This window comes from Micromonospora sp. NPDC048040 (assembly GCF_055587185.1).
The window spans coordinates 47313-72066 of sequence record NZ_JBVJGT010000014.1 but is presented as its reverse complement, the minus strand read 5'-3'; the positions used below and the strand labels follow the sequence as shown (position 1 = coordinate 72066).

General features: G+C 69.1%; 27 protein-coding genes and 2 pseudogenes. 12 read left to right on the top strand and 17 right to left on the bottom strand.

Going from position 1 to position 24754, the window contains the following annotated elements; translation table 11 throughout:
* The first annotated feature begins 175 nt into the window (after positions 1-175).
* Entirely contained in the window at positions 176-553 is a 378-nt protein-coding gene (locus ACZ6O2_RS16565; RefSeq protein WP_350705517.1) for an SCP2 sterol-binding domain-containing protein, read from the top strand.
* Positions 550-2589, top strand: a complete 2040-nt coding sequence (locus ACZ6O2_RS16560) for an amylo-alpha-1,6-glucosidase (RefSeq protein ID WP_466023416.1) — start codon at positions 550-552, stop codon at positions 2587-2589. Before ACZ6O2_RS16565 ends, ACZ6O2_RS16560 begins: the two co-directional genes overlap by 4 nt.
* A gap of 267 nt (positions 2590-2856) precedes the next feature.
* Here ACZ6O2_RS16560 and ACZ6O2_RS16555 read toward each other — a convergent pair whose 3' ends face one another.
* Positions 2857-3108, bottom strand: a complete 252-nt coding sequence (locus tag ACZ6O2_RS16555) for a DoxX family protein (RefSeq protein WP_466023415.1) — start codon at positions 3106-3108, stop codon at positions 2857-2859.
* Positions 3109-3279: 171 nt separating this feature from the next.
* Between ACZ6O2_RS16555 and ACZ6O2_RS16550 the strand changes: the two genes are divergently transcribed.
* Both ACZ6O2_RS16550 and ACZ6O2_RS16545 read left to right on the top strand, forming a co-directional pair.
* On the top strand, positions 3280-3468 hold the full coding sequence (locus ACZ6O2_RS16550; protein ID WP_466023414.1) for a hypothetical protein: 189 nt from the start codon (positions 3280-3282) through the stop codon (positions 3466-3468).
* A 93-nt stretch (positions 3469-3561) separates the two neighbouring features.
* Complete coding sequence (locus ACZ6O2_RS16545) at positions 3562-5277, top strand: leucine-rich repeat domain-containing protein (RefSeq protein ID WP_466023413.1); 1716 nt, start codon at positions 3562-3564, stop codon at positions 5275-5277.
* 177 nt (positions 5278-5454) lie between these two features.
* Here ACZ6O2_RS16545 and ACZ6O2_RS16540 read toward each other — a convergent pair whose 3' ends face one another.
* The 5 genes from ACZ6O2_RS16540 to ACZ6O2_RS16520 form a co-directional block, all read right to left on the bottom strand.
* On the bottom strand, positions 5455-5763 hold the full coding sequence (locus ACZ6O2_RS16540) for a hypothetical protein (RefSeq protein WP_466023412.1): 309 nt from the start codon (positions 5761-5763) through the stop codon (positions 5455-5457).
* Positions 5764-7077: 1314 nt separating this feature from the next.
* Positions 7078-8550, bottom strand: a complete 1473-nt coding sequence (locus ACZ6O2_RS16535; protein WP_466023411.1) for an SMI1/KNR4 family protein — start codon at positions 8548-8550, stop codon at positions 7078-7080.
* Positions 8551-8904: 354 nt separating this feature from the next.
* Positions 8905-9156 carry a hypothetical protein gene (locus ACZ6O2_RS16530; RefSeq protein WP_466023410.1) on the bottom strand — a complete coding sequence of 84 codons (252 nt, stop codon included), beginning with the start codon at positions 9154-9156 and terminating at the stop codon, positions 8905-8907.
* A 513-nt stretch (positions 9157-9669) separates the two neighbouring features.
* A complete protein-coding gene (locus ACZ6O2_RS16525) occupies positions 9670-12039 on the bottom strand; it encodes an ABC transporter permease (protein ID WP_466023409.1) in 2370 nt (789 codons plus the stop codon).
* Entirely contained in the window at positions 12036-12728 is a 693-nt protein-coding gene (locus ACZ6O2_RS16520; protein WP_466023408.1) for an ABC transporter ATP-binding protein, read from the bottom strand. The genes ACZ6O2_RS16525 and ACZ6O2_RS16520 overlap by 4 nt, the downstream gene beginning before the upstream one ends.
* Positions 12729-12804: 76 nt before the next feature.
* Here ACZ6O2_RS16520 and ACZ6O2_RS16515 point away from each other — a divergent pair, with 76 nt between their 5' ends.
* The 3 genes from ACZ6O2_RS16515 to ACZ6O2_RS16505 all read left to right on the top strand — a co-directional run bounded on the left by ACZ6O2_RS16515 (position 12805) and on the right by ACZ6O2_RS16505 (position 15118).
* The gene (locus tag ACZ6O2_RS16515; RefSeq protein WP_466023407.1) at positions 12805-13686 is read left to right on the top strand and encodes a sensor histidine kinase; all 882 of its coding nucleotides are present in this window, start codon (positions 12805-12807) and stop codon (positions 13684-13686) included.
* Between the two features lie 41 nt (positions 13687-13727).
* On the top strand, positions 13728-14405 hold the full coding sequence (locus ACZ6O2_RS16510; RefSeq protein ID WP_466023472.1) for a response regulator: 678 nt from the start codon (positions 13728-13730) through the stop codon (positions 14403-14405).
* Positions 14406-14647: 242 nt separating this feature from the next.
* Positions 14648-15118 (top strand): hypothetical protein, encoded by a 471-nt coding sequence (locus tag ACZ6O2_RS16505; RefSeq protein ID WP_466023406.1) that lies wholly within the window; start codon positions 14648-14650, stop codon positions 15116-15118.
* A gap of 26 nt (positions 15119-15144) precedes the next feature.
* Here the strand turns inward: ACZ6O2_RS16505 and ACZ6O2_RS16500 are convergent, their stop codons facing one another.
* Both ACZ6O2_RS16500 and ACZ6O2_RS16495 read right to left on the bottom strand, forming a co-directional pair.
* The gene (locus tag ACZ6O2_RS16500) at positions 15145-15561 is read right to left on the bottom strand and encodes a site-specific integrase (RefSeq protein ID WP_466023405.1); all 417 of its coding nucleotides are present in this window, start codon (positions 15559-15561) and stop codon (positions 15145-15147) included.
* 366 nt (positions 15562-15927) lie between these two features.
* Complete coding sequence (locus ACZ6O2_RS16495; RefSeq protein WP_350705491.1) at positions 15928-16596, bottom strand: DUF998 domain-containing protein; 669 nt, start codon at positions 16594-16596, stop codon at positions 15928-15930.
* 72 nt (positions 16597-16668) lie between these two features.
* On the opposite strand from ACZ6O2_RS16495, the gene ACZ6O2_RS16490 reads away from it, so the two are divergent.
* Both ACZ6O2_RS16490 and ACZ6O2_RS16485 read left to right on the top strand, forming a co-directional pair.
* Positions 16669-16872: a helix-turn-helix domain-containing protein gene (locus ACZ6O2_RS16490; RefSeq protein WP_466023404.1), complete on the top strand. Its 204-nt coding sequence runs from the start codon at positions 16669-16671 to the stop codon at positions 16870-16872.
* Between the two features lie 6 nt (positions 16873-16878).
* Positions 16879-17352 carry a Clp protease N-terminal domain-containing protein gene (locus ACZ6O2_RS16485; RefSeq protein ID WP_466023403.1) on the top strand — a complete coding sequence of 158 codons (474 nt, stop codon included), beginning with the start codon at positions 16879-16881 and terminating at the stop codon, positions 17350-17352.
* 189 nt (positions 17353-17541) lie between these two features.
* On the opposite strand, the gene ACZ6O2_RS16480 is transcribed toward ACZ6O2_RS16485, so the two are convergent.
* Together ACZ6O2_RS16480 and ACZ6O2_RS16475 are read right to left on the bottom strand one after the other, a co-directional pair.
* Positions 17542-17925, bottom strand: coding sequence for a hypothetical protein (locus ACZ6O2_RS16480; protein WP_466023402.1), 384 nt, complete (start codon positions 17923-17925; stop codon positions 17542-17544).
* Positions 17922-18425 carry a hypothetical protein gene (locus ACZ6O2_RS16475; RefSeq protein ID WP_466023401.1) on the bottom strand — a complete coding sequence of 168 codons (504 nt, stop codon included), beginning with the start codon at positions 18423-18425 and terminating at the stop codon, positions 17922-17924. Before ACZ6O2_RS16475 ends, ACZ6O2_RS16480 begins: the two co-directional genes overlap by 4 nt.
* Before the next feature lie 108 nt (positions 18426-18533).
* Between ACZ6O2_RS16475 and ACZ6O2_RS16470 the strand changes: the two genes are divergently transcribed.
* Positions 18534-19019, top strand: a complete 486-nt coding sequence (locus ACZ6O2_RS16470) for a hypothetical protein (RefSeq protein ID WP_466023400.1) — start codon at positions 18534-18536, stop codon at positions 19017-19019.
* 10 nt (positions 19020-19029) lie between these two features.
* Here ACZ6O2_RS16470 and ACZ6O2_RS16465 read toward each other — a convergent pair.
* The 7 genes and pseudogenes from ACZ6O2_RS16465 to ACZ6O2_RS16435 all read right to left on the bottom strand — a co-directional run.
* Positions 19030-19364: pseudogene (locus ACZ6O2_RS16465) on the bottom strand (helix-turn-helix domain-containing protein).
* Entirely contained in the window at positions 19361-20095 is a 735-nt protein-coding gene (locus tag ACZ6O2_RS16460; RefSeq protein WP_466023399.1) for a tyrosine-type recombinase/integrase, read from the bottom strand. The pseudogene ACZ6O2_RS16465 and the gene ACZ6O2_RS16460 overlap by 4 nt, the downstream one beginning before the upstream one ends.
* Before the next feature lie 48 nt (positions 20096-20143).
* Positions 20144-20503 carry a hypothetical protein gene (locus ACZ6O2_RS16455; protein WP_466023398.1) on the bottom strand — a complete coding sequence of 120 codons (360 nt, stop codon included), beginning with the start codon at positions 20501-20503 and terminating at the stop codon, positions 20144-20146.
* A 156-nt stretch (positions 20504-20659) separates the two neighbouring features.
* The gene (locus tag ACZ6O2_RS16450; protein WP_466023397.1) at positions 20660-21439 is read right to left on the bottom strand and encodes a transposase family protein; all 780 of its coding nucleotides are present in this window, start codon (positions 21437-21439) and stop codon (positions 20660-20662) included.
* A 146-nt stretch (positions 21440-21585) separates the two neighbouring features.
* Entirely contained in the window at positions 21586-22044 is a 459-nt protein-coding gene (locus tag ACZ6O2_RS16445) for a hypothetical protein (RefSeq protein ID WP_466023396.1), read from the bottom strand.
* Between the two features lie 1030 nt (positions 22045-23074).
* The gene (locus tag ACZ6O2_RS16440) at positions 23075-23746 is read right to left on the bottom strand and encodes a hypothetical protein (protein ID WP_466023395.1); all 672 of its coding nucleotides are present in this window, start codon (positions 23744-23746) and stop codon (positions 23075-23077) included.
* A gap of 60 nt (positions 23747-23806) precedes the next feature.
* Positions 23807-23902, bottom strand: a pseudogene (locus tag ACZ6O2_RS16435) (hypothetical protein); the annotation flags it as partial.
* A gap of 209 nt (positions 23903-24111) precedes the next feature.
* Here ACZ6O2_RS16435 and ACZ6O2_RS16430 point away from each other — a divergent pair.
* The gene (locus ACZ6O2_RS16430) at positions 24112-24258 is read left to right on the top strand and encodes a hypothetical protein (RefSeq protein WP_466023394.1); all 147 of its coding nucleotides are present in this window, start codon (positions 24112-24114) and stop codon (positions 24256-24258) included.
* Between the two features lie 167 nt (positions 24259-24425).
* A complete protein-coding gene (locus tag ACZ6O2_RS16425; protein WP_466023393.1) occupies positions 24426-24740 on the top strand; it encodes a hypothetical protein in 315 nt (104 codons plus the stop codon).
* Positions 24741-24754: the final 14 nt, after the last annotated feature.

Sequence of the window (24754 nt, the reverse complement as noted above, 5' to 3'; positions counted from 1 at the left end):
GCAGCGTCGTTCGCGCCGGGGTGGGCCGGCCTCACCCGGAACGGATGAACCTGGGCTGCGGCCGCGAGCGACGCGGAAAATTCACCCGATCCGGGTGGTGCGGCGGCGCTTCGCTCCCGGTCAGGGTGGGTACGCGGCTCATCCTGGCTCGGCACCCATCCGGAGGGAGGCGGACGTGTCGGATCCCACCACGAGCTTCTTCCAGGCGCTCGCCCGTCGCGGCCACGAAACCCTCGTCGAGGACGCCACCGCGACCATGCGGTTCGAACTCACGCACGAGCAGGGCGTCGACCGCTGGTTCGTGGAGATCGAACGGGGCGATGTCCGCGTTTCCCGGGATGGGGGCGAGGCCGACTGTGTCTTCTACGGCAGCCGGGCGACCTTCGACCGGATCATCGGCGGCCAGGCACAGATGTACCCGGCGTGGTTGCGCAACGAGATCAGAACGGAGGGTGATGTCCGGCTGTTCCGTGTCTTCGGCCGGCTCATACCGGCGCCGCCCGGAGCCCGCCACCCTCGGGATTTCGGCCGTGAGCGGAGACGTGTGGCATGAGCGACGGCCTCGTCCGGCTGCTGGACGGCAACACGTTCGTGGTCAGCGAGGAGACGGGCGACATCGACGCGTCCCCCACCATCCCGACCGGTTTCTTCTCGTTCGACACGCGATTCCTGTCGAAATGGATCCTGTCCATCAACGACGAGCGGGTGAACGCGCTCACCGTCGAGGAAATCGAATTCTTCGAGAGTCGAATGGTCGTCGCTCCGGCCCTCCCCAGTCCGCTCGTTGACGTCGGTGTTTCGGCGGTTCGCGACCGCTCCATCGGTGGAAGCTTCACCGAGCGGCTGACGGTGATCAACCACGAACCCGAGCCCGTCGACCTGCGGATCCGGATCGACGTCGAGAGCGACTTCGCCGACCTCTTCGAGATCAAGGACGTGCGGAACAAGTCCGGGACGTACTACACCCGGATCGACGCCGGGTGCCTACGCCTCGGCTATCAGCGGGAGGGGTTCTGCCGGGAGACCCTGGTCTCGTCCACCGCGCCGGCCCGCGTCGACGAGCAGGGGCTGACGTACGACGTTCGGCTCGGACCGCACGGCCAGTGGATCACCAACCTGCACGTGCAGGCGCTGGGCCTGGGCGGACGCGACCTTCGGGAGAGCCTGGAGGGCAGACCCGGTCGGGCCCGAGCGGAGATACGACAGGACCTGGCCGACTGGCTCGCGGAGGCGCCCCGCCTCACCTGCGACTCCCCCACGTTGGCGACGACCTACCGGCGCAGCCTGGCCGACCTCTCCGCGCTGCGTTTCGCGCCGCTGGCCGCCGGCGCACATGCCATCCCCGCCGCCGGCCTGCCGTGGTTCATGGCGATCTTCGGCCGGGACAGCATCCTCACCAGCATCCAGGCGCTGCCGTTCGCGCCCGACCTCGCCGCCACGACGCTGCACATGCTCGCCCTGAGGCAGGGTGTCGTCCTGCACGACTTCCGGGAGGAGGAGCCGGGGAAGATTCTCCACGAGATGCGGTACGGGGAGACGACCGCGTTCGAGGAGCAGCCGCATTCGCCGTACTTCGGTAGCGCCGACGCGACACCTCTCTACGTCATCCTGCTCGACGAATACGAGCGGTGGACCGGCGACAGCGCCCTGGTGCGGTCTCTCGAGCGTTCCGCGAGAGCCGCCCTGCGCTGGATCGACGAGTACGGCGACATCATGGGCGACGGCTACGTCTGGTACCAGCGCCGCAACGAACGCAACGGGCTGGAGAACCAGTGCTGGAAGGACTCCTGGGACTCGATCTCGTTCCGGGACGGGCGGCTGGCCGGCCTGCCCCGGGCGACGTGTGAGTTGCAGGGCTACGCGTACGACGCCAAGATCCGCGGTGCGCGGCTGGCCCGCGAGTTCTGGCACGACCCCGCGTACGCCGACCGCCTCGAACAGGAGGCGGCCGACCTCAAGGAACGCTTCAACCGCGACTTCTGGGTCGCCGACGGCGAGTACTACGCCCTCGCCCTCGACGGCGACGGCCGCCAGGTCGACGCGCTCTCCTCGAACATCGGCCACCTGCTCTGGAGCGGCATCGTCGACGAATCCCGAGCACCGAAGATCGCCGAACACCTGCTCGGCCCCGAACTGTTCTCCGGCTGGGGCGTACGCACCCTCGGCAGCGGCGAGGGACGCTACAACCCGATCGGCTACCACGTCGGCACCGTGTGGCCGTTCGACAACTCGTTCATCGCCTGGGGGCTACGCCGCTACGGATTCCACCAGGAGGCCGGGCACATCGCCGAGGGGATCATCGACGCCGCGGAACACTTCGACGGGCGGCTGCCCGAGGCGTTCGGCGGATACGAGCGGACGCTGACCAGATATCCCGTGCTGTACCCCACGGCGTGCAGCCCGCAGGCGTGGTCCACCGGCACGCCCCTGTTGCTGCTGCGAACCATGCTCGGCATGGAGCCACGCGGCGAGCACCTGGTGACCAGACCGGCCGTGCCCCCGAGCATGGGCCGGATCGAACTGCTCCACATCCCCGGACGGTGGGGCAGAGCCGGTGCCCTCGGACGCGCCCACCCGAAGCGACCCTGACCGCGGCCGGGCACCCGCCGGGATCGTCGACCAGTCCCCAACCCCTCGTCGGCGATACGCACGTCGTCCTCGATCGGCGGATGAACTCAGTCGGGGTTCCCAGGGGAGAACCGCTCGTGGAGGTCGGCGTACACCTCCGGCTCTCCCCGTCACATCGGCCACGGCCCCAGTCGTCCGTAGGCGACGAAGCCGGCCAGCAGCAGCACCACCAGGTTGCCGCCGATGAGTCGGCCTTCGCCCGGCGCAGATGCGTGCCGGTCGCACCGATCATGAGACCGCGAAGCCGATGGCGGCCAGTGGGGCGAGAAAGGGCGCCATGCCGGTCGCGCCGGGCACGATCAGGCCGACGGCCCCGAGGAGCTCCACGACGCCGATACCGACGACTGTCGACCGGGAGACGTCTTCCACCCACGGCATCATGCCGCGCAACGCCGCGGGCGGCCGAAGCACCTTGAGCCCACCGGCGACCAGGAAGAGCAGAGCCAGCAACGCCTGAGTCACCCACAACACCACGTTCATGCCGCCAGCGCACCAGCCCGGTCCCGCCGCGTCCAACTGAGCGTTCCGGTCGCGGAATTGGCGTTTGCCGCAGATGGCGCACCGGTGGTCCTGGGCCTCGCGCCGCGCGTCGTACTCCTGCGGCCTGATTCGGTAGCAGGACCAGAGGTGTCGGCTCGGACCTTGTCCGGATTGGCCCTGCGGTTCTTGTGGTTGTTGGCGCGGGCGTACTCGCGACACGGGGCGCTGCTGCCGGGTGTGACGACGCTGCGGGACCGGGTGGCCAGCGTGCGCCGGGCGGCGCGGATGCGTATGCACGCGATGCTGCACACGGCAGTGGCCGGCGAGCAGACGCATCTGCTGGACAAGATGCCCGTCTAACCCCCGGGAGGCCGCCCGGTTGGACGGCTCGACCCGTCGCTCCACAATAGACTGTGCGCACGGCTGGCGCGGGCGTACCCTATGATCACCCGCGTGGCGAAGCCCGCGACCCAGGTGTTCACGTCCTTCGACAATGCCGATACCCGCCTGGGCGGCGCGTTGTCCGCCGCGTTCGACGGCAACTACGGCGGCACGCTGTTCTTCGACGGCGACCTGACCCTCGACGGGGACTTCCTGGACGCCGTCCGCGAGCTGTCCGCCGCGGACCGCGAGGACGCCGTCGAGCTGATCGTGGTCACCGGCGATCTGACGGTCACCGGGCGGATCGCGCTGTACGACGAGCACCCCGGGCTCTACGTCGCCGGTCGCACCGAGGCCGAGACCCTGGAGGGCGGCGGGTCGGAGATCTCCATCCACGACGGCGCCTTCACCCACTTCGTGTACGGCGAGCACAGCGACGGTACCCTCCAGGCCGGTACCGTCGACACGCCGTGGGTGATCGAGCGTGACCACCCGGTCGTCGTGACCGCCCCTGGCGCGCGCCTGGTGGACAACTACGGCGACTCCGAGGACGCTGACTTCGCCGGGCAGGCCATCGTCGACGCCTTCGTGCCCGAGGTCGTGGACGCCGACGAGCAGGAGCTGATGCTCGACGTGTTCCTGGACCGGCTGCGGGCCGGGCTGCCGGTGCTGCGGCCCGGAGCCCGGATCGCGTCCGAACGGGCGCGCGACCACGTGTCCGGCGCGGTGGCCGACCGGGTCGAGCACCTCGACCTGACCGGGCGCGACCTGCGAAGGTTCCCCGACGAGGTGCTGCGGATGCCGTGGCTGCGCACCCTGGTGCTGGACGGCAACCGGATCGGCGAACTGCCCGAGGCGATCGGCAAACTCATCCGGCTCGAGCACCTGTCGGTGTGCCACTGCGGGTTGACCGCCCTGCCCGACTCGATCGGCGACCTGGCTGCGCTCCGGGTGCTGCGGCTGGCCGGCAACAAGATCGGGGACGGGGACGCCCTCGCCCTGCCGGCGGCCGTCGGCCGGCTCGCCGGGCTGGAGGAGCTGGACATCTCCGCGATGTCGGGCGGCCCGGTGCGGTCGACCCCGTGGCGGAACGTGCCCGGGGTGGCGCCGCTGGTGCTGCCGGACTTCTTCGGTGGCCTGGTCGGGCTGCGGCGGCTGGTCGCCGACGGGACCAACCTCGTGTTCCCGGAGTCCGCGCACGGCCTGACCGGCATCGAGGAGGTGTCCATGGCGGCCGGCGGCGGGTACCTGAAAATCTTCCCCGACGCCGTCACGACCTTCCCGAACCTGCGCCGCCTCGACCTGAGCCGCAACTACTTCGACGCGATCCCGGACAGGCTGCTCCGGCTGACCGGCCTCGAGGAGCTCGACCTCGGCGACAGCCTTGGCCTGGTCACGGTCCCGCTGCCGGACCTCGGCCAACTGCCCGCCCTGCGGGTGCTCGGCTTCAGCGGGCGGATCGGCCCGCACCCGGCGCAGCCGGCGCACTCCGTGCTGCGGCAGCTGTTCGGCATGACGCTGGGCGCGCTGGAGGAGCTGCGGATCGACCGGTGGGGCCCGGACAAGGACCGCGGCGAGCTGCGGGCCGAACACCTCGCCGGGATCGGGGCGTTCCGCCGGCTGCGCGTCGTGGACCTGTCCTTCAACAAGCTCGAGGACCTGCCGGCGGAGTTCGACGAGCTGCCCGAGCTGGCGGCGGTCGACCTCGGATACAACCGGCTGCCCGAGGCGGTCCGGGACCGGATCACCGCCGCGCACCCGGCGGCCCGGTTCGACTTCCGCTCCTAGAACTAGAGCCAACGCCGTTCAGTTAAGGGCTTGCAGAAAATAACCCGTAGCGTCGCGGAGTCTCGTTCGTTGCTGTGGCGGCGTTCAGCGCGGTGGTGAAGCTGGCCCGGTCCGGGTCGAGACCGGAACGGCTGTCGGTGGCGTCGACCATCGCGGTGCGCAGGAGCTGGTAGGTGATCAGCAGAGCGTGGATTTCCTGATCGACGCCGTCAGGGGTGCGTGCTCGCAGGACTCGTCCGCCGAGGATGCTGGATTCAGTTCGAGGTAGGCGGTTTCGATCTCCCAGCGCTGGTGGTAGAGCGTGATCAGCTGCGCGGCGGGGTGGAGGTCCGGGCCGAGCAGCGTGGTCAGGAGCCGGTAGTCACTGGCGCGGGTGCCGTTGCTGGTGGTGATCGTGATCCGGGCTTCCAGCACGCGGATGGGCTGCCCGGCGATGACTGACAGCCAGGCCCAACGCCTCGCACAACTCACCTTGACCCCGCCCATGGACTGTTGGATGCCCGTCCAAGATCATCCATAGATCAGATCTCGGCCCGATTTCGGCCCCGAAACTCAAGGATTCAATCGAAGATCAACTAATTGGCCCCTGGTCGCAAGATCCTTACTGACACCCCGGCACGGCTCGAACGAGACGAACCAGCAGGATCCAACGGCTCGCCCTGGCGAACGCCAGCGAGACAGCGACGGCACCACTTTCACTGAGCCGGCATCAGATCCATCGAGCCGAGGCGTCAACCTCACTGCGCCACATCAGGTGCGCTGAGCCAGGACATGAAGCTGACGAGCGTCTTCTCGCATCGGCTGCTCACCTTGGACACATAACAGTCATTATGATGTACCGCCGGTTTGTCGGCTTTGTCCACATCGATTATCGGATTATCGTTACCGGTAATCCGATAATCGGCATGGACGCGCAGCTCGCCCGGGAGCGCGCCGGCATTCCGGGCAGCTCGGTTCGCCGGTGGTGGCCTTCTTCTTCCCTTGAACAGGCAGCGTCGCGGAACGCCGGCAGCCAGCCCTTACGCCCCGTCGCCCGGATCCGGGTGACCTGCTCGTCGGCGTAGTCCAGCAGCGTCTGCAGCTTGTCGAGCGCGAACGCCCGCTTGGCCGGATCCCCTCGGCCGCGGCGACGTGCGCTGCGGCGTTCCACTCGTGGACCACCTGCACCGGGTGCGTACCGAAGCGCTTCTCGCACTCGCCGACCCAGCCGTAGGCCGGGTCGGTCAGCGAGGTGGATCTTCGCGCTCAGCCCGCCGCGGGACCGGCCGAGGGCCTCGCCATCGTGCGCACCAGGCGTCGCCGCACTGTCGCAGCGCCTCCTTGTTGGGGTGCCGGTGACGAACGTGTCATCGGCCGCCAATTAGTTGATCTCTGCTGAGAGTGCTGTGCTGACGGCACGATGAGCGATCGTGGGCAGAGCACCCCTTGATACCGATGCGCTGATGGAGCACTGGACGCTGCTCCCGGACGAGATGGATCTCGTCGTACGACGGCATGAGGCCACGATGCTGGTTTCGCCCTGTGGTTGAAGTTCTACACGCGCACCGGCCGGTTCCCCCCGCGGCCGCCGCGAGCTGCCCGACGACGCGGTGGCCGGAGCCCAGGCCGACGGTCAAGACCAAGATGGCGCCGGCCCGGTAGACGCCGTCCGGCCTGGCGCTGATCCCCCGGGCGCTGATCGCACCGGTGGCGCCGGCGACCGCAGCCACCTGTTCTGTCACGGAAACGTGGGCAAGGGCGGCCTCGTGGAGGCCGAACTCGCGACAGTTGAGCAGGCGATCTCACCAGTCGGCCGGGCCGTTACGGCGTCTCGATCGTCCATTCCAGGCGGCCGTCGGCATTGACGACCGGGCGGTAATGCGGCATGTAGGGATCGCCAGTCTCCAACGACCGCGCCACACCCTCCAAGAGTTCCGCGATCGACGCGGGCCAACGGTCGAAGCCGGTGCCCTCCTCGGGGTAGAACTCGCCCACCCTGCCATGCCCGCCGGGCCGCACGTCGACCAGCAGACAGCCGCCGTCGCCCGCCGTCGCGAACGGCACGAAAGCCTGGTGCCACCAGTCATCATCCGATGGCCCGCCCGCCAGGACGGAACAGGTCACCTCCCAGGCGCCCACGATCTCGTCGAATGGCAGCGGTCGGTAGAACGGTGGCAGATCAAAGCCGTCAAGGGCCGCGACTCCGTCATGCCGCCGCAGCGACGCCACCAGATCAGCCGGGAAGGCGACCGACATCCGTGCCTGTAGCGCGGCGATCCGCTCCGGTGGCGCGGGCGGCCGCAGCGAAGCCCGCGTGCGGGGCGCATACGTCGCTAGCCATTTCTCGATGCGTTTCCAGGCGGCGTTGACCCGGGCGGTGGTCGACGCGTCGGGCTCGGCGGCGACCACGGTCCCGGCATTTTGCGGGCAGACCTGGGCGGCCGAAGGCCGGGACGGCACGTCCGCACGGCCCGTGCTGGGAACAACGCGATAGGACGGCACCGGCCGGCGTTCGGAACCCGGGTCGACGGACCCGGTCGCGTCGTCGACGTTTCTGCCCGCCGGTCTCAGGTTGGTGACGGCACAGAGCAGCAACACCAGCAGGAGAAAAACCGCGAGCAGGGCGATCAGCAGCCGCTTGCCGATGCTCGTCGAACGTGGCGCTTCTTCGTCACGCGTCGCCGCCGGCGCCGCGTGATCGGACCGCTCGGCCGCGGCAGGCCGGGAGGGCGCGTCCTGGGCCGCCGCCGCCGTACCGCCGGTCGCCTGCAGCAACGGGGCAAGCCAGCCTGCCGCCTCCGCGCGAAACCGTTGAGGCTGGCCAGCGGCGCTGTCGGGAATTCGACCGGCCAGCCTGACCGGCAACCCTGAGAAGTCATCGCCGTCGCCGTCGCCGATGGCGATGACGGAGGCGGGTAGGCCACGGCTGGCGAGCGCATCGAGCGCGAGCGTGGTGTGATTGATCGAGTCCGCTCCAGAGTCGGTCACCACGACGACCGGTGCCTGCAGTGCCCAGGCCAGGTCTGCGAGGGTCCAGCCATCGCGACCCAGCGGAACGAGGAGGCCGTGGGCTGCGCTCACCAGGACTAGGTCATGGTTCCGTGCCAGGGCCCGGGTGATCCCGACGAGGTCGTCGGGCCGTGGCGCGCCCGCCCCACCGGCATGCACCTCGACGTACGTTGCGAGGCTCTCCCTCAGCAGTTGAGAAGGAGCGTTGCCGTCATGTCTGCGGTCGGTGACATGAAGCACCGCCACCCGCGCCATCGACGCCGCGGAAATGGCCGCCGCGGCCACCTCCCAGCTCGCATTCGTCGAGGTAGCGGCAACTATCCACGCACCAGCGCCCGGCCAGGACAAGGACCCTCCCCATGATCACGCCAAGCCTACCGACCCGCCCTTCGTGATGGACCCCGCCCAACCGATCAAGATCTGCGCGGTGGGGTCTCCGTTGCCCCCGCCCCCGGCCCGCGGGGGAACGTTGGATGGCAGCCGGTACCCGGAACCGCAGCCCGTCGACTGAGGCGACCAGGCAACCGCCTCACAAGTCGGTAATAGCGATGCGCTGCTGGTAGTTGACAGTCTGGCGTTGGCGTCGGCGTGAGTGTCCGCCCGGATGTAGTTCTGGTCCACGTGCGAGCCGGTCGCGTGTCAGCGCTGGTTGCCGGCGTGGATCACCGGGACCAGGCCGACGTCGCAGGCGTCGGCGACCAGCAGCGCGGCCATGGTCACCGGGAGCTGGCCCATGCGGGTGTCCAGCCCGCCGACGTGGGTGTAGGCGTCGAGCATGGCGGTCCAGGAGTGCACGTCCATCAGCAGTTCGGGCAGGTCGACGACCGGCATCATCGCGGCGACGCGCTTGCGCAGGTCGATCAGCGAGGGAGGGTCGCCCAGCTTCTCCAAACCTTTGCACGGACAGCCGGATCCGGCCTGTTTCTCCATCGGGCACCACTCGGACGCTGGCATCCGGGCCGGCTTCATCGATGCGCAGGGCCAGCTGCCGCCATCCGGCGTCCAGCGTCGCGGTGTACTCGGCCAGGTGCTGCTCGAGCGGTGCGGTCAGGCCGAGGCCGGCGAGGACATCGCTGCGCACCGCGTTCCAGTCCGTGAGGTCGAGCAGCTTCGCGCGTGGGTCGGCCCAGCGCAGCGGCGGATCGGCGCCTTACCCGCCTCGTATTCGTGTTCATGGCTGATCCGGCAGTCACGTTGAGTAACGCCAACTCCATGATGCTGGCGCCGATCTGCGGCCACGAGGATGGCCCGGCCGGGCAGGTAGCGGAGGGTGACTCAACGACGGTGATGACAACTGAGCTATCGGTGCGCCACGTCAGCGGCAGAAGAGTGCCCTGCCTGTTCTCGCCCCTGTCGCCTCGGGGCCTGCGGTATCCGCGCGTCCGGAGGCCCCGAGGCGACAGCTCACTCGTTGTGGAGCACCTCGGCGATCGTGAGCCGGGCCGCGCCGCGGGCCGGGACCAGTGCACCGAGGAGCGCGATCACGACGCCGGCGAGGGCCATGAGCGCGAGCGTCGGTGCCTGCCACACCTCCAGCACCGAGTGTGGGATGGCGATCCGGGCCGCGTCGGCGGCGGCCGGCACGATGTACCGGTGCGCGACGATCCCCAGGGGGATGCCGAGCACACCGCCGGCCGCGCCGACGACCGCCATCGACGTCAGCACCATCGTGACGACCTGGCGTGGCGTCATCCCGATCGACTTGAGCATGCCGAGGCTGCGGCGGCGTTCCCGGACGTTGAGCACGACCGTGTTGAACACGCCGAGGGCCGCGACGGTGGACAGCAGCAACGAGAGCACCGACGAGAAGCCGATCACGGTCACCGCGAAGTCGCTGAGCTGGGAGGTGTCCCACGCGTCGATTGCCGGGTCGGCCGCCTTGACCGCGGCGACGTACGCCGCGACATCGCCGCCACGCTTGAGCTGGACCTGGTAGTACACCTCGTGTGGCTTGACGGCGCGGTCCGGCGCGAGTTCGGTGAGGACGCGCCAGTCCACGAACATGCCGGGCGGTCCGGGCGCGCCGTCCATCGTCTCGCCGATCACGGTCAGCACCGTCCGCCGTCCGCCAAGCTCCAGGGTGAGCTTGTCCCCGACGTTCAGTCCGCGCTCACGCATGAGTTCCGACGGCACGACTGTCTCGTGCACCCGCGTCATCCAGCGTCCGGCGGTGAGCTCGTCCTGGTAGCCCATCGACGAGTAGTCACCGCGGACGAAGTTGACGATCAGCGGCTGGGTCTGCCCGATGGTAGGGACCGACAATTTGAAGACGGGGGTGACCCGGGCGACGTCCGGCAGCCCGCGCAGCAATTGCTCGACCTGGGCGTCGGTCCGACTGGTGGTGGCCTGCGGCCCCGCGGGCGGCAGCTGACCCTCGGGGGCGATCCGCGTCCGGCCGTCGGACGGCCGAACCCCGATCTGTCCCGAGGCCCGGCCTTCGATCGTGGAGATCCGGGTCAGCGTGTCGGCCAGCCCGGTCGCGAACGTCACGGTGGTCACGCCGAGCAGGACGGCCACGACGGTGAAGGCGGTCCGGCCCGGTCGCGCGAACGGCAGGCCCAGCCCGAGGGTGACCGGACGCGACAACCGGACACCGGCGAGCCAGCGCTGGATCCGCGTCCCACGCCCGGCCCGTGGGGAGCTGCCGGCGCTGATCGCCTCGGCGGCTGACAGTCGGTGTGCCCGGACGGCGGGCACGAACGCCGCCAGGGCGACGAGTACCGGCACGCCGACCAGCCCGGCGACCCAGATCCAGACGCCGACGTAGATGCCGACGTCGAGTCCGAGGCCCTCGAACCCGTCGCTCAGCAGCGGCTGGGCGGCGAGGGTGCCGGCGACGGTGCCAAGGACACAGCCGATGAGGGCGGGTACCGACACCATGACCAGGTAGACGGCGACAACCTGGCGCGGTGTGAATCCGAGCGCCTTGAGGATCCCGATGTGCCGGAAGCTGGAGACGACCGCGCCGCTGACCACGTTGCTCACGATGACGACCGCGACGATCAGTCCGAGCATGCCGAACGTGGCGAGGAACGGCACGTAGACGCCGATGTCCGAGGCGACCTTCTCCTTGACGACGAGGTACGGCTGCGCGGCGATCAGCGCGCCCGCCGGCAGGCCGGCCGTGACGGCGGCCAGGTCGGCGTCGACCGCGGCCTTCGTAGACACGTCACCGGTGAACCGGTAGAGCATCTGAACCGACGTGGGGTGCAGGGCGGTCATCTGTTCCGGTGACACCCAGGCGTCGGCGGTCTGGCTGAGACTGTGGGCCCGGCCGACGACGGTGTACCGCTTGCCGCCGAGGGTCACCTCTCCGCTGTCCGGCGGAAATCCCCTCGAGTCGGCACCGGGATCGGGCTGGTTGAGGACGATCTCGCCGGGGGCCGTGGGCCAGCGCCCCTGCCAGAGGCTGAGACGGTCCACCGAGCCGCCCGGGTCGGCGCGTCCCGCGACGGTCAGCGGACCCCGTGGGCCCGGCCCGCCGCCCTCGGTAAGGTCGAGCGCTACCTGCCCGAACGGTCCCGCCGCGGCCGCCACGCCGGTTCGCTGGCCGGTGAGCTGCGCGTCGTTGACCTTGGCCGGGTCGTACACGGCGATCGCGTGTGGTCCCTGTTGCCTGGCGAAGGCGCGGTCGAACGGCGCCGAGGACGCCTCGAGCAGCGCCAGCGCCACGACGATCGTCATGGTGGAGAGCAGGACGACCAGGCCGATGACGAACGTCTGCACCCGGCGTCGCCGGACCGCGGCCCGCGAGGCCCGCCACACGGCACTCATGCGCGTTCCAGACTGCGTTCGCGGGTGATCCGGCCGTCGGCCAGTTCGACCACGCGGCTCGCGCACCGCGTCGCGAGCCGCTCGTCGTGGGTGACGATGAGCAAGGTCTGTCCGATCTGGTTGAGGTCCAGCAGCAGGTCCATCACCTGCTCGCCGGAGCGGCTGTCCAGGGCGCCGGTCGGCTCGTCGGCGAGCAGCAGTGCCGGGCGGTTCATGAGGGCCCGGGCCACCGCGACGCGCTGGCGCTCGCCACCACTGAGGGCCGCCGGATACGCGTTGCGCCGGTCGGCGATGCCGAGTTCGTCGAGCAGTTCCATGGCCCGCTTGCGTGCCGGGCCTGCCTTGGTGCCGGTCAGCTGGGCGGCGAGCGCCACGTTGTCTATCGCCGGTAGGTCGTCGAGCAGGTTGAAGAACTGGAAGATCATGCCGATCCGGTACCGCCGGAACAGCGCCAGCTTCGTTTCGTTCAGGCGGCTCAGCTCCTCGTCGTGGACGCGCACCGACCCGGATGTCGGCCGGTCCAACCCGGCGATCATGTTCAGCATGGTGGACTTGCCGCAGCCCGACGGGCCCATCACCGCCACCGCCTCACCGGTGCGGATCTCGAGCGACACGCCGTCCAGGGCGGTCGTGTCGCCGTACTCTTTGCGGACGTTGTCCAGCCGCACGACGCAGGTGTCAGTGGTCATGGCAGCACGCTATGACCGCGGGTGGTGCCCGGTCGTCGGCCCCGGGATGTAAACCGCCGGGGCTGTCATCCCAGGGATGTACCGGCTGGACACCGGGGATGATGTGGTGCCGATCCGCGTTTGCGAAGATCCTTGGGTGGGATTGGGGGCGGTGTGGCTGGTCGGCGCGCTCGTCGCAGCCTGCGCGACCGCGGTATGGCTCGGTGTCGCACTCGTCCGGTCCCGGCGCGAGCACCGTCGGGCGCTGGAGGAGCGGGGCTGGCTCCTTGAACGGGAGCGGGAGAGCGCGGCCCGTACCGCGGTCGACGCCGAGCGTGCCCGCATCGCCCGGGAGCTGCACGACATCGTGAGCCACAACGTGAGCCTCATGATCGTGCAGGCCACCGCCGCGCGCGAGGTGCTCACGACCATGCCCGACGATGCCGCAGCGGCGCTGTCGGCAGTGGAGGGTGCCGGACGGACCACGATGACCGAGCTCCGGCACCTGCTCGGCCTGCTGGCGCCCGCGGCGGACGGCGACGACGGCACGGACGGAGCCGACCTGGCGCCGCAGCCCAGCCTGAGCAGGCTCAGCCCCTTGATCGACCGAATCGCGTTCGCCGGCCTGCCGGTAGAGGTGCGGATCTCCGGTGAGCGCCGGCCACTGCCGTCCGGGATCGACGTCACCGCGTACCGGATCGTGCAGGAGGCACTGACGAACGCGCTGAAGCACGGCGCTGGAGGGAAGGCGGAGGTGACGATCCGCTATGCCGAGCACTCGCTGCGGGTGGAGGTGCTGACCAGGGGTCCCAGCGTGCTGACGGGCGACCAGCCTGCACCGCGCGGCGGAGACGGCGCCGGGCGGGGATTGCTGGGGCTGCGACAGCGCGTTGCGGTCTACGGCGGCGATCTCGACGCCCGCCGGCGGCTCGGCGGCGGGTACCGGGTCCGCGCCCGCATCCCGGTGGAGCACCCGTGAAGGCCCAGCCCGGCCCTGCCAGACCGCCCGGGCCGGCACCTTTGCCCTCGCCCCGTGTGCTCATCGCCGACGACCAGGAGCTTATACGCACCGGCTTCCGGCTGATCCTCACCGCCCGCGGCATCGACGTGGTCGGCGAGGCCGCTGACGGCGCCGAGGCGGTGGCGGCCGAGCGGCGGATGCGTCCCAACGTCGTGCTCATGGACATCCGCATGCCGACGATGGACGGGCTCGAGGCAACCCGACGCATCCTGGAGCACGGCGCCCGCTGCCGGGTGCTCATGCTCACCACGTTCGACCTCGACCGATACGTCTACGCCGCCCTGGCAATCGGCGCAAGCGGCTTCCTCCTCAAGGACGTCACCGCCGATCACCTCGCCGCCGCCGTACGCCTCGTCGACACCGGCGACGCCCTCCTCGCGCCCTCGATAACCCGGCGGCTCGTCCAGCGCTTCGCCAGCGCCGACCGATCGGCCGGCGACGGACCGACCCCCGCCATCCACCGGGATCTCGCCGCGTTGACGCCGCGCGAACTGGAAGTGCTGACGCTCCTCGGCCGCGGTCTCTCCAACACCGAACTGGCCCAGGCGCTGACCCTGAGCGAGGCGACGGTCAAGACCCACGTGGCGCGGATCTTCGCCAAACTCGCCCTCCGCGACCGTGCGCAGGCGGTCGTCCTGGCCTATGAGACCGGCCTCGTCACGCCCGGCGACACCTGATCGCACCCCACGCATGTGGGACGGCATGATCGATGGTCCGAAACAGTCGCTACCGGCGGGCCTGCGGGCCTGGAACAGCCCCAGCCACTGGTCGCCCGACCGGCGTATTGCCGGCGGATGACTGGCAGGGTCGTGTAATTGATCTATCGCGTATTCGCATCTTGGTGAGCAGCGATGCTCACCTTCGGTGATGCACCAGGATGTCGCTTGCTCGCCTGGGCGATGCTCCTCATGATCGGTTCGTGGACGTTGTGGTGCAGTGGGTGCGGACGTCGTGGACCAAGCGGTCGCGGGGTGGGCCAGCGGCGGCGGTCCGGAATGCGGCGCCGGTCGGTTTCGTCCTGCCGTTGCGCCGGTGCCCTGTTGTCCACGAGGTGTTGATGGACGAGGCGCACGGGTTCGAGCCGCGTGAGTCGTTCCGAGACGGGCAGCCTGACCGGGCCGACGTGCTGTTGAAGGAGAGCGATGGTCGGCTGCGGGTGGAGTTGGTGGTGACGCCGTGGGGTATGCCTCGCCGGTGGCGCCGGCCGCCGGCGGTGTGGCTGGAGCCCGGCGAGTGGGTGCGTTGGCAGGTGAACTACCGCTTCTCTTCCCGGCTCAGAGAATGGGGCTATCGACTGGACACGTTGAATCTGGCGTATGGCCCGACGGCGGTGGATGTCTTCATGGGCAGCCCGACTCGTCACGTCGATGAGCGTGGGCTGTTGCGTTAGCCGGCCTCATATCTTTCCGTAGCGGTTTAGGTGCCGCCGGCGGCGGCGTGGTGCCGCTGAGTGGTGTGGTGGTGGAAGCCGAGGGCTTGGGCGACGACTGGTGCCGGGGCCTGGAGCACGAGCTGGCGCAGCGCGGCGAGGCGGCCGGGGACGGTCGGGACGCCGAGGTCCCGGATGAGCGGCGCGATCGTGCCGGGGGTGAGGGGTTGGCCGGCGCGGCGGCCGGGGAACAGCCAGCGGGCGTCGTGGTTGGTGGCGGTGCGCATGTTGGTCCGCTGGTCGCGCAGGGCCAGCAGCAGTGCGGCGACAGGTTCGGGGACCAGTGTTGGCGGGTCGCCGAGGTGCAGCAGGACGTCGGGGCCGGTGGTGTCGATGTCGTCGATGGTCAGGCGCAGGATCCGGCTGAGGGGTTGGGCGTAGAGCAGGACGAGGATCGCGGCCATGCGGGTGCGCAGTCCGCCGGTCTCGTCGGTGATCAGTTTGCGCAGCAGCGCGAGACGGCGGTGCTGGGTGATTGGGGTCTGCTGGCCGGGTCGGCCCGTGGGACTGGCAGGGTCGCGTAATCCAACTGTCTTGTATTCGCGTTGATGCCCGCTCCAGCAATCACGGTGAGTCGCGCCGGCCCTGGTGCTGTTGGCCAGATCTGCCGCCGACGATCATGGTCTGACGATGCGGCGGCCGACCTGGATGCCGGACTGACAGTGATGCTGTCGAGACGACTGGCGCGCCATGTCAGCGGCAGATCCGGACGATGACGGGCGGGTCGCCTTCCAGTTCGACTACCGGGTGCCAGATGGGTGAGCGATGGGCTATCGGACGGCGGTGGTGGCGCTTGGGCGTTCAGCGCGGTGGTAGGTGCCGTGGGCGAGCAGGGTCAGCCATAGCCAGGCGGTGACGATCATGATGCGTTGAAACAGGCCGCCGAACGCGACGAGGCTCTGGGATTGGGCGAAGGCAGCGTTCGACAGTCCGAGCGTGACCAGGACGACGATGGCGGTGATGCCCGAGTGCAGCGCCCGGCCCCGCTGGCTGTCGGCGATGAACCGACGGGTGAACACAAGGCAAGCCGCCATGATTGCGACGAAGGCGCCCAGTGATACGCCGTCGTGCAGGGCGGCGTGGGTGCTGCCGTAGGCAGGCAATCGGTCCGGGCTGCCGGGCGGGTACCCGCTGACCGGGTCCGTGGTGAATACCCCGGCCCCGACCAGGCCTAGCGCCCATATGCCGATCAGGAGTGGGCCCCACAATCGGCCGGGTCCGTGGCGCAGTTTCTGTCGGAGCCCGACGGCGAAGACGGCAGTCAACGCGCCCGCGAGAAGGAACGTAGCGGTCTGCATCCAGCCGTGGTCGCCGAAGGCGAGGGAGCTGACCGGGTGACGCAAGGGATCGTAGCCGTCCCGGGTGGCGCCCTGGATCAGGAAGCTGAGCACGAACAGCGGGCCGGCGGTGATGCCGCAGATGAACGGGGTCTTGGTCATGCAGTCCTCCAGATGATCGCGGGCTGTCAGTTTGGATTGACAATACGGCCTTGTCAATCCAAACTGACAGCCATGGAGGAGTCAGAGCTGAGCGCCCGGCTGCGTACCCAAGACCCCGCCGTGTTGCTCCGCGCTGTCGGTGCCCTGCACCGGCTCGCCGAGCAGGTCGAAGCCGCTGCGGTAGCTCGCGCCCGGGCCGAAGGCTGGTCCTGGGAGCAGATCGGCGACGCGCTCGGCGTCTCGCGCCAATCAGCCCATACCAAGCATGGGAAGTGAGTTGCCATGTTCGAACGATTCACAGCCGGCGCCCGAGCCGCGGTCGTGACACACGCACCGGCGGAGGCGCGCCAGCGCGGCGACCGGCGCGTCGGTACGGAGCATCTGCTCCTCGGCGTGCTCCACGACATTGAGGCGGCGCGGATACTCGGTGTCGATGTCGACTCAGCGCGGTCCGCGCTCGCAACTCTGGACGAGGCAGCCCTTGCCGCGATTGGCCTCGACGCCCGCGGCGTCGAGCGTGCCTCGACCCCGGTAGCGTCGAAACGGATGCCATTCACCTCGGGTGCGAAGGCCACGCTCGCCCGGGCTCTCGCCGTGGCCAAACGCACCGGCGCACGTCAGATCACCGCAACCCACCTACTGGCCGGACTCCTGGAGCGCGATCGCACCGATCCAGCGACCGACGTCTTCACCAAGCTCGGCGTGGACCGCCCCGCCGTCCGCGCCCGGACGGCGGCAACGACGGACAGGACTTGACCTCTGCTGTCGGCGTTGGTATCCAACCCGGGCATGCAACGGACGATGAGATCCGCCCGTCCGCACATCGGCCAAATCAGTATGTCTGTGCGTGCTGACCGGCTTCACCAGCGGTGATGAGGGGTTGGTTGGCCGCTGCCGTGGAGAGCCGCGAGCAGCCACTCTGGAATAGAGCCGCCAGGTGGATCGTCATAACGGGCTGTAGCGGTTCCAGGTGCCGCCTGCCGCGGCGTGGTGCCGGTGGGTGGTGTGGTGGTGGAAGTCGAGGGCTTCGGCGACGACCGGTGCCGGGGCTTGGAGTACGAGTTGGCGGAGTGCGGCCAGGCGGCCGGGGACGGTAGGGACGCCGAGGGCGCGGATGTGTGGGGCGATCGCCTCGGTGGTCAGCGGTTGGCCGGCGCGGCGGCCGGGAAACAGCCAGCGAGATTCGCGGTTGGTGGCGGTGCGCATGTTGGTCCGCTGGTCGCGCAGGGCCAGGAGCAGCTCGGCGACGGGTACGGGGACCGGGATCGGCGGGTCGCCGAGGCACAGGAGTACGTCGGGCCCGTCGGTGTGGATGTCGTCGATGGTCAAGCGCAGGATGCGGCCAAGCGGTTGGGCGTAGGGCAGGACGAGGATCGCAGCGACGCGGGTGCGCAGCCCACCGCGTCGTCGGTGATCAGCTTGCGCAGCAGCGTGATGCGCCGGTGCTGGGTGATCGGGGTCTGTTGGCCGGGCCGGTGCGTGGGGACCCTGAGCCGCAGCATGTGTCCGGCGCGGGCAGCCCAGGCCAGGAACGGTTTGAGGCTCTGCCGCTGGTGCGGCCCATGGTCGACGAGCCAGCGATCGAGGTCGGCCCGCTGGAGCCGGGCGGGGGCGAGCTCGTGCGTTTGGATCCAGGCGAGGAAGTCTCCGGCGCATAGGACCTGTTGGCCCAGTTCAGAGCGGGTGCGGCCGCTGACGGGCCCGCGTTCGGCGCGGCGGCGTAGCCAGGGAAGGCTATGCCAGGTGATGTACTGGCGCAGCAGCCGGCGCTGCCCGGCGTCAACGATGCTGTCCAGGTGCTCAAGTAGCCACCGCTCGAACAGCAGCACCTGCTTGTCGCGACCATGGGCAGAGCGCCGCACTGCATGAGCAGTTCCCGCAGGTGGGCGGACGCCCGCCACGGCTGTAGGCGGTGGAACGCCTCGTGGGTGAGTTCGATGTCGCCGCGGGCCGAGCCCTGCAGCATGTCCGCGGCCGGCGCGGTGCGGCCGTGCCGCGGCGAGATCCAGCTCAGTCCGGTGAGCGGGTTGTCCATCCTGGTCAGCAGCTCGGCCAAGGAAACCAGGTCCGGCCGGATCCTGCCCGAGCCATCGTCGAGCAGCTCGGCGATGCGGCTGGCGAACATGCACCGGGTGCAGCGGCGGCCGGCGTGCAGCTTGCCTTCCTGCCCGCACTCCGCGCACGAGTATGAGGTGGAGAACGCGGCGCAGCTGGTGCAGATCGTGGCCCGGTCCGGTGTGCGGATCCCGGCCAGGACGCGGTCGTGGCCGCAGCCGGGGCAGCGGCCGCGGGTGCGTAACGCCCGGTCGTGGCAGGTGCGGCAGACGTGCCCGTCGGGCCAGCGGGCCGCGAAGCTGCCGCGCCGGCCGCAGCGGGCGCAGACCCGGATGAACCAGCGTTCGTACTGCTCCGCGGCGGCGTAGGGGCGATCCATCAGTCCGGTCGCACGCGCGCCCGCCTGGGCCGAACCGTGGCCAGGTCCACCGGTGCCAGGGCGTCGCCGGCGACGGCCTTGCGCGGCGCGAGGTTGGCCGCCGAGGTGACGATCAGCTCGGCGGGGCTGACGTCCAGGATGTCGCACACGCAGCCAGGACCGGCAGCGACAGCCGCTCCGGGGTGCCGGTGACCAGCCGGTGAACCTGGGAGGCGGACAGGTCGATGCCGCGCTCGTGCAGCAGCGGCACCAGCTCGGTGGCGGTGAACACACCGTGGGTGGCCATCATCTCCCGCAGCCTCCATCGGTAGCTGACCTGCCGTTTCATGCTCATCTCGCCCTCCGGGCCGGTCGTAGTGCCGCGTCCATGGTCGCGTCGAGAGCCTGCCGCAGCGTGCGGGTGCGGAAGTCCGACGACACGCAGGTGTAGATCGCCGTGGTGGAGGCGTGTTCGTGGCCGACCTGCTGTTGCACGAACAGCGGATCCCCGCCGGCCTCGATCAGGTGGGTGACATACGAGCGGCGCAACGAGTGGAAGTCCAGCCCGGCATCCGGGCCCAAGGCGTCGCGGTAGGCCGACAGGCGCGCGTTGATCTGCGCCAGGCCGACCCGCGTCGCCCGTTCCGAGGGCCACAACGCCGGGTTGCCCTCGATGGCCAGCATCGGCCGGATGTCGTCGACCCACTCGGCGAGAATCTCGGGCACCCAATCCCAGACGGTCAGCACGCTGCGCCGCTTCGGCACCGAACCCTTCATCGCCTTGCCATGACGCACGTAGAGCACACCGTAGTTGCCGAACTCATCGGCGTGCGGATTGCGGCCGAAGTCGGCCACATCCAGCATCCGGGTCTCGTTGCGCTGCAGCCCGTACGCATAGGCGACCTTGAACAGGGTGGCGTCACGGAAGGCCGGCAGCCAGCCCTTACGCCCCGCCGCCCGGATCCGACTCACCTGCTCGTCGGCGTGGTCCAGCAGCGTCTGCAGCTCATCGAGCGTGAACCCGCGCTTGGCCGGATCGCCCTCGGCGGCGGCGACGTGGACTGCGGCGTTCCACTCGTGGACCACCTGCACCGGATAGGTGCCGAATCGCTTCTCGCACTCGTCGACCCAGCCTTAGGCGGGGTCGGTCAGGTACGCGCAGAAGAGCCGGACCGCCTCCTGGTAGCCGCGCAAGGTGGACCGGCGCAGCCGGCGCACGGCACGCAGGTCGGTGCACCACTCGTCGACCAGCTGCGGGGTCCACCGCCACGGCAACGCTTGGGCATGGTCGGCGAACGCCCGCACGACGCGCTGCCGGTTCTCCACCGTGCCGAACGACAGGTTCCGCGCCAACTGCTGGTTGCGCCAGCCGTCGAGCATCGCGGTGAACACCTGCTCATCGGGGCGCAGCAGCCGGACCCCGTCAACCAGGTGCAGCGCCCGCAGCGCCGGGCGTACCGCGTTCAGAACCCACCGACGGTAACGTCCAACCACTCGCATCAGATGCGAGATCTTCGCATCCAATGCGACTGCCTTGTCAAACCAGCAGGTCAACGCTGGTACGTGGACCCCGATAGACATCGGCAGGTAGACGGGCCTAAAGGACGTCTCGTAACTCGGTGAAGGCGTTGCCCGGCAACGGTGTTGGTGTCACCCCGCGAGGATGATGTTGTGGAGGTGGGCGATGCCGGAGGCGGTGTCGGTCAATGTGTGGGCGGCGCGGCGGTAGTCGCGCAGGATCTTGAAGCACTTCATGCGGGCCAGTGCGTGTTCGACCTGCGCTCGGATGGTGCGGTGTTGCTTGTTCAGGTCGGCCTTCCACTGGGGCAGCTCGCTGCCGTCGGCGGGTTTGCGGTACGGGATGATCACGTCGGGGTTGCCGCGGTAGGCGCCGTCGGCCATGACCGGCCGCCCGGCCAGTTTCTGCTGGATGCCGCTGGTGCGGTAGACGATGGTGTCGTTGCGGTTGCCGGGTTGCGGGTCGCCGAGGGCGACGACGAGGCGGGTGTGGGCGTCGATGGCGACCTGCAGGTTCGTGCTGTAGCGGTAGTTTTTGCTCGGGGCGGCCAGGCGGTGATCCCGGGTCGGGATGAGGGTGCCGTCGACGATGGTGATCTGGTCGACCCGACGTCGGCGCCCCGGCGCCAGAGCGAGCAGGGGGCCGACGGTGTCGATGACCCGGTGGGCGGCGGAGTGCGACACCCCGAACAGCGGGCCGATCTGCCGCATCGTCAGGTTCGTGCGCCAGTACGCGGCCACCAGCAACACCCGGTCGGCGAGGTCGAGAGACCACTGCCGGCCCGGCCGACCGTCAGCGATCGCGTCACCGCCACGCTCGGCGACCAGTCTGACCAGCCTGCGGAACTGGGCGGGCTGCAGCCCGGTGAACGGAAAGATCCACTCCTGACGGGCCGCCGAGATCACCTGCACCCCGCCATGATCCACCATGGACCGACCGCCGAGTTACGAGACGTCCTTTAGCGTGATGTCTCCGGCATGCCCGAACGTCGGTGCCCACGTCGTCCCGCCGGCCTCAACGTGGCTCCACCGCACATGCAAACCGTCGCGTATTCGCATCAAATCGAATACGCGGCGGATGTAGAAATCAGCGAAAAATCAACGGCAACGCTGGTCAGAGCGGTACCACGGGAGCGGCGCTGCGGCTCGTGCCGCCACCGGCTGACCAGCGTTGCCGTTGATTTCGGACCGAAATCTACGACTGGGCCCCAAGCGTCGGCCGTCATCGGGCTCTGCTGGTGACCGAGTCGCAGCCAGCCGGGAGGGCCGGCTGCACTCCCGGCGCGGCGAGCGCGCCAGCGTGCGGCCGGCGCCGGCCGACGGCCGCGGCTGCAGTCAGCGGACGCCTGGAGCGCCTCGATGCCGGCGATCACTGTGACGGTGAGGTCGTTGATCTGGTTCGGCAGTGCGGCGACCTCGGTGGTCTCGATGATGTGGTCAGGGACTTGGCGCTTGGGCGAGAACGACCGCCTGGCCGTGGCACACCACGATGAACAGTCCACCCGCTGCCGATCCATTTTCGTGTTCTGAGTACATCGGACTATCCCGCCATGTATAAATGAGTTGCGTAGCGACCAAACTGCGCGAATAGCGGATAAGTTTGACCGTGGGGCAGATATGGTTGCGCGCGAACCCAATTTACTCGGAGGGGAAGAACGAAGGCCGCCGGAGGCGGGGAGAACTTCAGGCACGTCGCACGTTGGCAACAAACCCACCAGCGCAAGTAGCACATTCTGGGCGAGGAGGGATCGGTGTGGGTAAAATGATAGAGGTTGCGCTGGTGAGGATTCGCCGCGAGGACTTCAACGGCGACGACGAAGCTTATGAAGTGTCCGGCGGCCTGTGGGGCGTCACATACGACGTTGAATCCGCTCCCCTGACGCGCAAGGACCTTTTCACATTCCCTGACGGCCCCATCAGGTTCGCTCCCAACCAAGCGGTGGAAATAGGCACGGACGCCCGATTCGCGATGTCCACTAACGAGCCCGAGGACACCCCGGGGCTCCTCGGGCACTTTGTAAAATTTGGGGGCGAACTGCGGGTTGAGGGTTTCCTTCCGTTTGGAGAGAATTTCCAGCATCTCCACACCTCCGACTTGGTCAGCGGCACGCCTCACAAATATCGTGTCAGATTCGGGGGCCATAACACGGAATGGCGGTGCGACTTTACGGCGGTGTACGTTCACCCTTTATAAGAGGTCCTAGCCCGACAGCAGCAGCTCCACGGCCTCGTCCACGCGGCCCATGCGCTCCAGCAGCTCGGCAACGACGCTTTCACGTCCGTGGGCCGATCGGTGTCGACCGGGGTGTAGTGCGACCACAGCCGCCCCGTAACGCCCGCTGGCTCTTCCCCGGCCGCCGCGCCCTGACCACCCGCACGATCGCCCCGCTCATCCGCGACCTCGGCGTCCCGACCGTCCCCCCAGCCGCCTCGCCGCCCTGCGCCAACTCATACTCCAAGCCCCGGCACCGGTCGTCGCCCAAGCCCTCGGTTCCACCACACCAGCACGCAACGCCACTACGCCTCTGCCGGTGGCACCTGGAACCACTACACCGGCCGGGACGGGTAGCCAATCTCAGCGAGATCCTCGGCAAGATCGGCCACCACGAGATCAGCATTCAAGCGGCGCACCAGTTCGTCGGTCAGCGGGTACGCAGCAAAAATCTCGCCGACTGCCTCCAGATCGACGGCCGTCTCGTAGTAGTCCTCGGCGAAGCGTTGGTACGCCGCCGGGGTGCCCTCTACCAGCACCTTGAACAGACGGTTGGCACCGTCCGGGTCATCACCGTCAGGGAAGTCGATCTCTCCGGCATGCCACTGCTCCTCACCGTGCTGCCGCCACAGACAGACCGTCGCTTCCAGCATGCCCTCGCAGCTGAACGCCGGTTCGTCGACATAGGCGGAGAAGACCTCCGGCACCGCGTCGACCAGTCCGGGCCACAACTCGTCATCGTTGCCTGCCGAGCTCATCGGCGACTCGTGATCGAAGCCACGGATGAACGCACCGGCCGGCGAGAACACGATCGACCACGCGTCGCCGGACCCATTTCGCATGGACGGCATCTGCTCATCCGGCGCCCAGTGCGAATCAAAAGAGTAGTACCGCGACTCCCACTCCGGACTCATGATCGCGTCCAGCATCGCCAACGCGCGACACCGCTCGCGAAGCACCTGGATGTCCGGCAAGGCACGGACTACGTCATGAACGGTCACCGGCACATCTAACCTTGGCGCACCTCCCCTCCGCCCGCACCCCAGCGGTCACCACGAAGCGTCATCTCACCCCACCGACCAGTCCGATCGGTCGAAGAGCCGGACGCCCAGTTCCTCGGCGATCTCCCGGACCGCGCTGGCGGTAGGGGTCTCCCCGAGGTCGACGCGCCCGCACCGGCTACATCCCCGGCGAACTGCTCCGTCGCAGCATCAACGGAAACACCACCGGTGGAGGGCGCCTTCCTACGACGCCGCCACCACCGCTGGCCCGGCTGCTGGAGCAGGACGGTGTCGAGATCGACATCCACCAACTCCGCCACGCCCACGCCACCGAACTCATCAACAACGGCGTCTCCATCGAAGCCGACGCCGTGCTCGGCCTGACCCCCGCATCCTTCGGCGGCTACGCCACCGACGAGGCCGCCCTCGCGCCCGAGCCGTTCGACGCCCCACGACCACTGGTCAGGATCTTCGCGGTCGACCTGGTCCAAGAGCTTGTCGGCACTGGGCGCGCTTGAGGAAGTGGAGCGCGGTCGCCATGTCGTGCTGCCGGATCGCTGACGACCGGCGTCCCGGAAAGTTCCTCAGAAGAAGTCCGGGTGGCGGTGTCGGATCGGGGCAGTGGTGTTCGTAGCAGGGGTGAGGCCGCCCGCAAGGGGCGGCGCCGAGGTGAGGAACCGCGATCATGAAGCTGACGACCATGACCCAGGTCACCCTCGATGGAGTGATGCAGGGAAACGGCGCCGCGTCGGATGACCGCGGGAACGGATTCGAGCGCGGCGGATGGGCCCGGGGGAAGGGTGACGACGAGACCAGGACGTACATCACGCAGACCTACCAGCGCGCCGAGGCGTTCCTGTTCGGCCGGCGCACCTACGAGTTGTTCGCCGGCTCCTGGGGATCAATCGACCAGATGCGCGCACATCCCATCGGCGTGGCCTTGAACGAGGCCCCCAAGTACTACCGGCCGGCCGGGCGCCCGCGGTATGCAACGGCCTGAAGTCCCTGACCACC

Coding starts and splice junctions, on each gene's coding strand:
- ACZ6O2_RS16470 (WP_466023400.1), top strand. CDS start 18,534: ATGTCGCCGCGGGCCGAGCCCTGCAGCATGTCCGCGGCCGGCGCGGTG.
- ACZ6O2_RS16495 (WP_350705491.1), bottom strand. CDS start 16,596: ATGACCAAGACCCCGTTCATCTGCGGCATCACCGCCGGCCCGCTGTTC.
- ACZ6O2_RS16490 (WP_466023404.1), top strand. CDS start 16,669: ATGGAGGAGTCAGAGCTGAGCGCCCGGCTGCGTACCCAAGACCCCGCC.
- ACZ6O2_RS16445 (WP_466023396.1), bottom strand. CDS start 22,044: ATGGATCGGCAGCGGGTGGACTGTTCATCGTGGTGTGCCACGGCCAGG.
- ACZ6O2_RS16515 (WP_466023407.1), top strand. CDS start 12,805: ATGTACCGGCTGGACACCGGGGATGATGTGGTGCCGATCCGCGTTTGC.
- ACZ6O2_RS16525 (WP_466023409.1), bottom strand. CDS start 12,039: ATGAGTGCCGTGTGGCGGGCCTCGCGGGCCGCGGTCCGGCGACGCCGG.
- ACZ6O2_RS16520 (WP_466023408.1), bottom strand. CDS start 12,728: ATGACCACTGACACCTGCGTCGTGCGGCTGGACAACGTCCGCAAAGAG.
- ACZ6O2_RS16555 (WP_466023415.1), bottom strand. CDS start 3,108: ATGAACGTGGTGTTGTGGGTGACTCAGGCGTTGCTGGCTCTGCTCTTC.
- ACZ6O2_RS16560 (WP_466023416.1), top strand. CDS start 550: ATGAGCGACGGCCTCGTCCGGCTGCTGGACGGCAACACGTTCGTGGTC.
- ACZ6O2_RS16500 (WP_466023405.1), bottom strand. CDS start 15,561: ATGGCCGCGATCCTCGTCCTGCTCTACGCCCAACCCCTCAGCCGGATC.
- ACZ6O2_RS16485 (WP_466023403.1), top strand. CDS start 16,879: ATGTTCGAACGATTCACAGCCGGCGCCCGAGCCGCGGTCGTGACACAC.
- ACZ6O2_RS16425 (WP_466023393.1), top strand. CDS start 24,426: ATGAAGCTGACGACCATGACCCAGGTCACCCTCGATGGAGTGATGCAG.
- ACZ6O2_RS16540 (WP_466023412.1), bottom strand. CDS start 5,763: ATGGGCGGGGTCAAGGTGAGTTGTGCGAGGCGTTGGGCCTGGCTGTCA.